This is a genomic window from Yoonia sp. (assembly GCF_046498525.1).
Classification (GTDB): Bacteria; Pseudomonadota; Alphaproteobacteria; order Rhodobacterales; family Rhodobacteraceae; genus Yoonia.
Window position 1 is genome coordinate 1 of record NZ_JAWOAN010000197.1, and the last position, 10,292, is coordinate 10,292.

Here is a 10,292-nt window from a genome sequence, read left to right on the forward strand (position 1 = left end):
TCGGCGTCGATCAGAAAGGTGGCGCGTTCGATGCCCATGTAGGTCTTGCCGTACATGCTTTTCTCCACCCACGTCCCGTAGCGTTCGCAAACGTCGCCGTCTTCGTCGGAAAGGAGGGCGATCTTGAGGTCATGTTTGGTCACGAATTTATCGTGCTTCTTCACACTGTCCTTCGAGACACCGAGGATCACGGTATCAAGGGCCGCGAAGTCATCGACGCTTTCGGTAAAGCCGATCGCTTCTTTGGTGCAGCCGGGTGTGTCGTCCTTGGGGTAGAAATAGAGGACCACCTTTTTGCCTGCGAAATCGGACAGGTTCACGATCTCGCCGCCATCGCGGGGCAGGCTGATATCAGGGGCTTTGTCACCGACGTCTGGCTGTGTCATGGGAATGTCCTTTATCCGATACTATTTCTTGGTTTTGTTTTAGTCCGTGACGGGCAAAGATAAAGACCTTGCGTGCGCAAGCACTGATGAATGGGCCAAAATGACCGAAGAGACCGAAATCACGACAGGCAAACGCGAACGCTCCAAGGGTATGCGCCCTTGGGTGTTCTGGTTGCGCACGGTCTTTGTGATCTGCCTGATGCCGCTGGTATTTCTTGCAGCAGCGGCGGTGATGATCATTGATCGCGATATCACGGCACCAAGCTGGATCACCGAACGGATCGAAGAGCGTGCCGAGAAGGTGCTGGCGGGTACGACGCTGGAGTTTGGTGCGATCACGGTCCGCATTGGCCGCGACCTGCACCCCGTCGTGCGCCTTGTCGATACGCGGCTGGTGGATGAAGGCGGGCTGACGCTGACCCGTGTGCCCATCGTCGAGGGGATGATGTCACCGCGCGGTCTGATCCTGAAACAAGAGGTTCTGATGCAGGATGTGCGCCTGATCGGGGCGCAGGTGAACTTGCGCCGCGCGCGCGACGGGACGGTGTCACTCGCGCTGACGACCGGCGGTAACGATCTGGGGCAGGCGCGGTCTTTGCCTGAATTGCTGGAACAATTCGACAGGGTTTTCGAACGCCCCGCGCTGGAGGCGCTGGAAACCGTCCGCGCGGACGGGTTGATCGTGAATTTTGACGATGCCCGCGCGCGACGCAGCTGGATTGTGGATGGCGGGATCGTGTCGCTTGATCTGCGGGGTGGCGAAACCGCCATCCGCGGCAACTTTTCGCTGTTATCCGGCGGGGCGACCGTGACGAATGTAAGCCTGAACTACGCCAGTCAAAGAGGCAGCCGCGCGGCCGAGGTGGGTATCAATCTCGACAATGTGCTGGCGACCGATCTGGCCGCCCAATCACCTGCGTTGCGGTGGCTGCAGGGCATCGATGCGCCGATCACGGCGGCCTTGCGCACGCAGTTGGATGACACCGGCGCACTGGGGCCGCTGAATGCGACGCTTGAAATCGGGCAGGGTGTCTTACAGCCGAACCCTGCGACGCAGCCGGTCGCGTTTGACGATGCCAAGGCCTATTTCACTTATGACCCCGTGCGCGACAGCATCCGTTTCAGCGAGCTGAGCATTGCGACGGAATGGGGGCGGCTACGCGCCGACGGTGACGCCTACCTGCGCGAGTTTGAGAACGGGTTGCCGCGCGCGCTGTTGGCGCAGTTTCAGTTCAGTGACGTGGCGCTGAACCCTCCGGGGTTCTTTGAGACGCCGCCGCAAATTCCACAGGCCGCTGTCGATCTGCGTCTGCGCTTTGATCCGTTCTCGGTCGAGATCGGGCAGGCGGTGATGATTGACGGAGAAACGCGGCTGAATGCAAATGGTGCGCTGTCGGCGACGGATGCGGGGTGGGACGTGGCTCTTGACCTGCATGTCGACACTGTGGCGCCAGAGCGGTTCGTCGATTTCTGGCCGTTGACCATGAAACCGGGAACACGTCGATGGGTCGCCAACAATCTGACCGGCGGTCACCTGTTCAATATCAATGCAGGGGTGCGGATGGCGCCCGAGCGTGCGCCTGAATTTGCGCTGGGATTCGAATTTGCGGACACGGCCATCAAGTTTCTGCGCCACATCCCGCCAATTACACAGGCCCAGGGTGTTGCAAGCATCGAAAATCACAGCTTTGTCGCCAGCCTTCAAGACGGGGTCGTGAATGCGCCGCAGGGCGGGCCGATGCAACTGGCCGGGTCTGATTTCACCATCGTGGACATGCGATTGCGGCCATCTCCGGCGATACTGAACCTGAAGGTCGACAGTTCTTTGACGGCGGCGTTATCGGTTCTGAACCAGAAGCCGTTTGAATATATGGACAAGGCCAATTTGCCCGTGACGCTTGGGGATGGACGCGCATTGAGCCAAGGCCAGATCACTTGGCCGCTGGAGCCGCGACCGGACCCTGCGAGCATTGTGGTCGCGATGACGTCGCAATTGCGCAATGTCAGGAGCGACACCTTGTTGTCGGGCCGCAAGTTCGCCGCCCCGCGCCTGCAAGTGAGTGCCAGCAGGCAGGGCGTGAATATCGCGGGGCCTGTGCGGATCGGGCAGGTTGCTGCCGTAGGTGCGTGGGATCAGAGGTTTGGTGATCCTGACCGCCCCGGCAGCCGGGTCGTGGCCGATGTGGATTTGTCGCGGGCCTTTCTGGACGAGTTCGGCATCGCTTTGCCGCCCGGCACGATTGGCGGCGATGGCACGGCCGAGCTTAGGGTGGATTTTCAAAGGGATGTGCCGCCTGCTTTTCGACTGACCTCTGATCTGCTGGGGCTGAGCGTTGGTATCCCGGCGGTGGGGTGGTCCAAGGGCGCCGGAACGACAGGCAACCTGCTGGTCGCGGGGAGCCTGGGCGATGTGCCAACCATTGATACGCTGGAAATTGGCGGTGGCGGCCTGCAGGCTGCGGGCCGGATCGATCTGGATGCCAGCGGCCAGTTGGAGGCCGCACGCTTTTCGCAGTTGCGCGTCGGCAACTGGTTCGATGCCCCGCTTACCCTGCGTGGTCGCGGAGCGGGGCAGCCCTTGGGCGTCGAGATATCAGGCGGGTCGCTTGACCTGCGCAACGCGCAGTTCGGCGCAGGACAGGGCAGTGGCGGGCCGGTGAGCATCGCGCTGGACCGGTTGCAGGTGAGCGAAGGGATCGCCCTAACCGATTTTCGTGGAGATTTCCGCAGCCAGCAAGGGTTTCGCGGGCAGTTTACCGGACAGATGAATGGTGCGACCGCCGTGTCGGGGACGGTGGCCCCGCGGGACGGCCGCTCTGCGGTGCAGTTGCGCAGCGATGATGCGGGGGGCGTTCTGCGGGCGACCGGTTTGCTGCGCAATGCGGTGGGCGGGACGGCTGATCTGACGCTTTTGCCTGCGGTTGGGCCGGGGACGTTTGATGGCACCCTGCGCGTGCGGGACATCCGCGTGCGGGATGCGCCTGCGATTGCCGCGCTTCTGGATGCGATAAGCGTCGTGGGGCTGTTGCAGCAGCTTGACGGGCAGGGGCTGGCTTTTGATGAGGTCGATGCCCGCTTTTTGTTGACCCCCCAGCAGGTGATTGTCTCCGAGGCCAGTGCGGTCGGGCCGGGTCTTGGCATTTCGGTGGACGGCATCTACACGCTGGCCAGCAAACAGATTGATCTGCAGGGCGTCGTGTCACCATTTTTCCTCGTCAACAGCATCGGATCGTTCCTGACCCGAAGGGGTGAGGGGCTGATCGGCTTCAACTACACCATTCGCGGCACGTCCGATGCGCCGCAGGTGGGGGTGAACCCCTTGTCGGCGCTGACACCGGGCATGTTCCGCGAGATATTTCGCAGACCGGCTCCGGATATTTCCCAATGAAACTGAGTGACTTTGACTTTGATCTTCCCGAGGAGCTGATTGCGACGCGCCCTGCGCGGCCAAGGTCATCGGCGCGGTTGTTGCTGGCGCGGGGCGATAGAATAGCGGACCGGATCGTCAATCAATTGCCCGATATCCTGCAACCGGGGGACCGGTTGATCCTCAATGATACCAAGGTGATCCCCGCGCGATTGTTCGGTTTGCGGCACCGTTCAGGTAACGCGGGGGATACATCGGCGAAGATGGATGTCACCTTGCTGGAGCCGCGCGCCGATGGCAGTTGGTCGGCCCTGATCAAGCCGCTCAAGAAGGTACGCGATGGCGAGGTGATCGTCTTTTCCGATGAGCTGAGTGCAGAAGTGGTCGGGCGCGGTGATGGTCAGGGCTATCTGGAATTCAACCTATGGGGCGATGATTTCGATGCGGCGTTGAACGCTGTGGGGGCGATGCCTCTGCCCCCTTACATTGCAGGCAAACGCCCCGCGGATGAGGCGGACAAAGAGGATTATCAGACCTATTGGGCGCGCAATACGGGTGCTGTGGCTGCACCGACGGCATCTTTGCATTTCGACGGGCCCTTGTTGGAGGCGCTTGCGAAACGCGGTGTGCAGTTTACCCATGTCACGCTGCATGTGGGGGCGGGTACGTTTCTGCCGGTGAAGGTCGATGATGTGCGCGATCACAAGATGCACGCCGAATGGGGCGCGGTCACCCCAAAGGCGGCTGCAGAGATCAACGCGACCAAGGCCGCCGGGCATCGGGTGATTCCGGTGGGGACGACCGCGCTGCGGTTGATCGAGAGTGCGGCAAGGGACGGGGTCATGCAGCCATGGACCGGACCTACGGATATTTTCATCACGCCGGGGTTCGCATTCCAGATAGCGGACGGCCTGATGACCAACTTTCACTTGCCCAAATCGACCTTGATGATGCTGGTTTCGGCTTTGATGGGCGTGGATCATATCCGCGCCATTTACGATCATGCCATCGCCGGGAAGTACCGGTTTTTCTCTTACGGTGACAGTTCGCTTTTGCTGCCCTATGATTCCGGCGTGATCGAGTGAGACGAAGTCGCTTATGGGTGGTGACCTGACCCGAGAATCGTGAAATAGCCCGCTTCTGTTTCGGGCTGAAAGGGCACATCATGTTCCAGGTATTTACGGGCTCTTGGGCCTTGTTCGTCGGCATGTTCATGCTGATGGTCGGGAACGGCCTGCAAGGTACGTTGCTGGGTCTGCGTGGCGAAGCCGAAGGATTCAGCACGTTTTCGCTATCCATCGTGATGTCGGCCTATTTCCTCGGCTTCCTGTTCAGTTCGCGCTATACGCCCGAATTGATCCGCCGGGTCGGACATGTGCGGGTTTTTGCGGCACTTGGGTCCATGGTATCGGCGGTCTTGATCGCCTATCCGTTGCTGATCGACCCTTGGGCCTGGACCATTGGCCGCGTCATCATCGGATTTTGCTTTTGCGGGGTCTACATCACCGCTGAAAGCTGGCTGAACGATGCGTCGAGCAATGAAAACCGCGGCAAGGCGCTGTCACTTTACATGATCGTGCAGATGGCGGGAATTGTCTTTGCGCAGTGGATCGTGAGCCAGGGCGATGTGTCGGGCTATATCCTGTTCATCATTCCATCGATCCTCGTGTCGCTTGCCTTTGCGCCGGTGCTTTTGTCGGTGCGCCCGATGCCGGCGTTCGACACGGCAAAGCCGATGAAGCTGCGCGATCTGATAACGGCCTCGCCGCTGGCCTGTGTCGGGATGTTCATGCTGGGCGGCGTGTTTTCGGCACAGTTCGGCATGTCGGCGGTCTATGGCAGCCGTGTCGGGCTAACGGTGGGAGAGATTTCGTTTTTCATCTCGGCGATTTACGTATCTGCCCTTGTGCTGCAATATCCCATCGGCTGGTTGTCCGACCGCATGGACCGGCGGCGGTTGATCGTCTGGATTTCGCTGTTGGGTGCGGCGGGTTCGATGATTGCCTTTCTGGTACCGGGCTACTTTGTGCTGATCGTGATCAGCGGGGCGATTGTGGGTGGCATGTCAAATCCGCTTTATGCGCTCGTTATCGCCTATGCCAATGACTATCTCGAAAAAGAGGATATGGCCGCGGCGTCGGGTGGTTTGCTGTTCATCAACGGGGTGGGTGCCATTGCGGGTCCGCTGATCGTGGGTTTCATGATGGATACGATCGGGAATAACGGTTTCTGGCTCTATACGGCGATCCTGATGGCGTTGATCGGGTTCTACGGCATCTACCGTGCCACACAGCGCAGCCGTGAAGATTACGAGACCGAGACTGTGAGTGTGCCTTATGCTCCGGTTTCGGCGGCCTCTACGGCGGTCGCGGCAGAGCTGGCGCAAGAGGTCTATATTGACGAAGTCGCGCATGAAGAGGACAGTGCACAGACATGAAGTGTTGCCGATGGGTCACCGCAGATTTCGTTTCGAAAGATCAAGTGAGCGGTGATGTGATCTAAACGCTTGTCAGGGAGCCAATTGTCTGTTTGCAATTGTAACAACGATGTAAACGACGAAGGAGCATTGTCGTGGTATCCCCCCAAGAGGTATTGGCGTTCTGGCTGGATGAATGTTCACCGGAGGACTGGTATAAATCCGACCCTGCGTTTGACGCGGTGATCCGGGACAGATTCGGCGCAGCATGGCAGCAGGCAGCAGAAGGCGGGCTGAGCCTTTGGCTGACATACCCGTCGGGCACGTTGGCCTATATTATCCTGACAGACCAGTTTCCCCGCAACATGTTCCGAGACAGTGCCAAGGCTTTTGCGACGGACGGTCTTGCGCTTGCTGCGGCCAAGATGGCGATTGACCGCAAGTGGGATCTGAAGATCGATGAACCCGGGCGCCAGTTCTTTTACCTGCCGCTGATGCATGCCGAAAACCTGTGCGATCAGGATCGTGCGGTGCGTTTGATCCATACACGGATGCCGGAACACGGCGCAGGCAACCGTGACCACGCATGTGCGCATCGTGCCGTGATCCGCGATTTCGGGCGCTTCCCCTATCGCAATGACGCCTTGGGGCGCAGAACGACCCCCGCAGAGCAGGTGTTTCTGGATGCCGGCGGTTACGGTGCGGCAATTCGCGCGCAGCAGGCCGCTGCCGAACAGGCGCGCTTGCAGCCATCGGGTAGCTGATATGATCCAAGGTCACTAGAGGTCGCGCCAAAAGTAGTTTAGTGTTCAACTAAATTGTGAACTGGAGGGCGGACCTATGGCTGCGCAAAATTTTGATCTTATCGTAATCGGTGCCGGGCCGGGCGGCTATGTGGCCGCGATCCGCGGCGCGCAACTTGGCATGAAGGTCGCGATCATCGAGCGCGAGAACCTTGGCGGTATCTGCCTGAACTGGGGCTGTATTCCCACCAAGGCGATGTTGCGGTCCTCGGAGGTGTTCCACCTGATGCACCGCGCCAAGGAATTTGGTCTGAAAGCCACAGGTATCGATTATGATCTGGATGCCGTCGTGAAACGCAGCCGGTCCGTTGCAGGCCAATTGTCGGGCGGGATCGGCCATCTGATGAAGAAGAACAAAGTGACCGTCTTCATGGGCGAGGCCACGATCCCCGCCAAAGGCAAGGTTTCTGTGAAGGGCGAAAAGGGCACCGACGACCTGACAGCCAAGAACATCGTGCTGGCCACGGGCGCGCGGGCGCGCGAATTGCCTGGGCTTGAGGCGGATGGCGATCTGGTCTGGACCTACAGGCACGCGCTGGAACCCAAGAGGATGCCCAAGAAACTGCTGGTCATCGGATCGGGTGCGATCGGGATCGAATTTGCCAGCTTTTATAACACGCTGGGCTCCGACACGACCGTGGTCGAAGTCATGGACCGCGTGTTGCCTGTAGAGGACGCCGAGATTTCGGCTTTTGCCAAGAAACAATTCGTCAAGCAAGGCATGAAGATCATGGAGAAATCCATGGTCAAGCAGTTGGACCGTGGCAAAGGCAAGGTGACCGCCCACATCGAGACCGGTGGCAAGACCGAGAAGATGGAGTTCGATACGGTGATTTCCGCAGTGGGCATCGTCGGCAACGTCGAAAACCTCGGGCTGGAAGAACTGGGCGTCAAGATCGACCGTACCCATGTCGTGACCGATGAATTCTGCCGCACCGGGGTCGAGGGGCTTTATGCCATCGGCGATATCGCCGGTGCGCCTTGGTTGGCACATAAGGCCAGCCACGAAGGTGTCATGGTCGCCGACCTGATCGGCGGCAAACATGCGCATCCGGTGAAGCCTGAAAGCATCGCCGGTTGCACCTATTGCCACCCGCAGGTGGCTTCGGTCGGGTATAGCGAAGCCAAGGCGAAAGAGCTGGGTTATGACATCAAGGTCGGGCGCTTCCCCTTCATAGGCAACGGCAAGGCGATTGCTTTGGGTGAACCCGAAGGCATGATCAAGACGGTGTTTGACGCCAAAACGGGTGAATTGCTTGGGGCGCATATGGTGGGTGCGGAAGTGACCGAACTGATTCAGGGCTATGTCGTGGGCCGCCAGTTGGAGACCACCGAACAAGACCTGATCAATACGGTTTTCCCGCATCCGACCCTGTCGGAAATGATGCATGAAAGCGTGCTGGATGCGTATGACCGCGTGATCCATATGTAAGGTGGATCGGAACCCATCTGACTTTGCAAAGGCCTGCGGACATTCGCGGGCCTTTGCTGTTTTGCGGGACGCGAAATTAATTTCCAAATGTTCCATTAATGTTCTATCAACGCATTGGACCCGCGGCTGCGAAGGCTTATGTGCTGTATCGGACCGAAGGATAGATCATGGCTGAGCTGAAAAACATTGAAGTGCGCGGCGCGCGCGAGCATAACCTCAAGAATATCGACGTGGATATTCCGCGCGATCAGCTTGTGGTGATCACGGGGCTTTCGGGGTCGGGCAAATCCTCGCTGGCGTTTGATACGATCTATGCCGAAGGGCAGCGGCGCTATGTCGAATCGCTGTCGGCCTATGCCCGCCAGTTCCTCGATATGATGGAAAAGCCCGATGTGGACCACATCAGCGGCCTGTCGCCCGCGATTTCGATTGAGCAAAAGACCACATCGAAGAACCCGCGCTCGACGGTGGGCACGATTACGGAAATTTACGATTACCTGCGTCTGCTTTTCGCCCGCGCTGGCACCCCCTACAGCCCCACCACCGGCCTGCCGATCGAAGCGCAGCAGGTGCAGGACATGGTCGACCGCGTTATGGCGCTGGAAGAGGGCACGCGGGGTTATCTGCTAGCCCCGATTATTCGCGACCGAAAGGGCGAGTACCGCAAGGAATTTCTTGATCTGCGCAAGCAGGGCTTTCAGCGGGTAAAGGTCGACGGGCAGTTCTACGAGCTGGATGAACCGCCGACGCTGGACAAAAAGTTCCGGCACGATATCGATGTGGTCGTGGACCGGATCGTGGTGCGCGAAGGGCTGGAAACGCGGCTGGCAGACAGTTTCCGCACGGCACTTGATCTGGCCGACGGCATCGCGATCTTGGAAACGGCACCGAAAGAGGGTGATCCCGAGCGTTTGACGTTTTCGGAAAATTTCGCCTGTCCGGTGTCCGGTTTTACGATCCCCGAGATTGAACCGCGCCTGTTTTCATTCAACGCACCTTTCGGGGCGTGCCCTTCGTGTGACGGCTTGGGGGTCGAGCTGTTTTTTGACGAACAGTTGATCGTTCCCGATGTGACCCTGAAAATCGCCGATGGCGCGCTGGCCCCGTGGCGCAAGGGGAAATCCCCGTATTTTCTGCAGACCATCGAGGCGATTGCCAAGCATTACGGTTTCAACAAGAACGCACGCTGGAAGGACCTTGATCCAAAGGTGCAGCAGGTGTTCCTTTACGGTTCCGGCACCGAGGAGATCAAGTTCCGCTATGATGAAGGTGGGCGCGTTTATCAGGTGCAACGTGCGTTTGAAGGGGTCATCCCCAATATGGAACGCCGCTATCGTGAAACAGATAGCAACTGGATCAGGGAAGAATTCGAGAATTTTCAGAACAACCGTAATTGCGGCACCTGCGGCGGCTACCGTTTGCGCGAGGAAGCACTGGCGGTCAAGATCGGTGGCCTGCACGTGGGTCAGATCGTGCGGATGTCGATCAAGGAGGCCTATGATTGGTGTCAGGAGGTCCCGGGCAGCCTGAGCAAGCAAAAGAACGAGATTGCGGTGGCGATCCTGAAGGAAATTCGCGAACGTCTTGGCTTCCTGAATAACGTGGGGCTTGAGTACCTCACACTGTCGCGCAATTCCGGCACGCTATCGGGGGGCGAAAGCCAACGGATCAGGCTGGCCAGTCAGATCGGCTCGGGCCTGCAAGGGGTGCTTTACGTCTTGGACGAGCCATCCATCGGGCTGCACCAGCGCGATAATGACCGCCTGCTGACGACGCTGAAGAACCTGCGCGACCAGGGCAATACGGTGATCGTCGTGGAACACGACGAAGAGGCGATCCGCGAGGCGGATTATGTCTTTGACATCGGACCGGGGGCCGGTGTGCATGG

At 59.1% G+C, this 10,292-nt stretch carries 7 protein-coding genes; 6 read left to right on the forward strand and 1 reads right to left on the reverse strand.

Going from position 1 to position 10,292, the window contains the following annotated elements:
* A partial coding sequence (locus R6T97_RS12375) for a peroxiredoxin (RefSeq protein WP_410349601.1) occupies positions 1-386 on the reverse strand: 386 nt, incomplete at its 3' end.
* A gap of 100 nt (positions 387-486) precedes the next feature.
* On the opposite strand from R6T97_RS12375, the gene R6T97_RS12380 reads away from it, so the two are divergent.
* The 6 genes from R6T97_RS12380 to uvrA form a co-directional block, all read left to right on the forward strand.
* Positions 487-3,774, forward strand: a complete 3,288-nt coding sequence (locus tag R6T97_RS12380; protein ID WP_410349602.1) for an AsmA-like C-terminal region-containing protein — start codon at positions 487-489, stop codon at positions 3,772-3,774.
* Entirely contained in the window at positions 3,771-4,838 is a 1,068-nt protein-coding gene (gene queA / locus R6T97_RS12385) for a tRNA preQ1(34) S-adenosylmethionine ribosyltransferase-isomerase QueA (protein WP_410349603.1), read from the forward strand. Before R6T97_RS12380 ends, queA begins: the two co-directional genes overlap by 4 nt.
* Before the next feature lie 80 nt (positions 4,839-4,918).
* A complete protein-coding gene (locus tag R6T97_RS12390) occupies positions 4,919-6,190 on the forward strand; it encodes an MFS transporter (RefSeq protein WP_410349604.1) in 1,272 nt (423 codons plus the stop codon).
* 134 nt (positions 6,191-6,324) lie between these two features.
* Entirely contained in the window at positions 6,325-6,933 is a 609-nt protein-coding gene (locus R6T97_RS12395; RefSeq protein ID WP_410349605.1) for a DUF924 family protein, read from the forward strand.
* Between the two features lie 76 nt (positions 6,934-7,009).
* Complete coding sequence (gene lpdA / locus R6T97_RS12400) at positions 7,010-8,404, forward strand: dihydrolipoyl dehydrogenase (RefSeq protein WP_410349607.1); 1,395 nt, start codon at positions 7,010-7,012, stop codon at positions 8,402-8,404.
* 167 nt (positions 8,405-8,571) lie between these two features.
* On the forward strand, positions 8,572-10,292 hold a 1,721-nt coding region (gene uvrA / locus R6T97_RS12405; protein ID WP_410349608.1), incomplete at its 3' end, for an excinuclease ABC subunit UvrA.

Excerpts from the sequence above, each read along its gene's own strand:
- R6T97_RS12380 (WP_410349602.1), top strand. The coding sequence starts at position 487 with ATGACCGAAGAGACCGAAATCACGACAGGCAAACGCGAACGCTCCAAG.
- queA (WP_410349603.1), top strand. The coding sequence starts at position 3,771 with ATGAAACTGAGTGACTTTGACTTTGATCTTCCCGAGGAGCTGATTGCG.
- R6T97_RS12390 (WP_410349604.1), top strand. The coding sequence starts at position 4,919 with ATGTTCCAGGTATTTACGGGCTCTTGGGCCTTGTTCGTCGGCATGTTC.
- lpdA (WP_410349607.1), top strand. The coding sequence starts at position 7,010 with ATGGCTGCGCAAAATTTTGATCTTATCGTAATCGGTGCCGGGCCGGGC.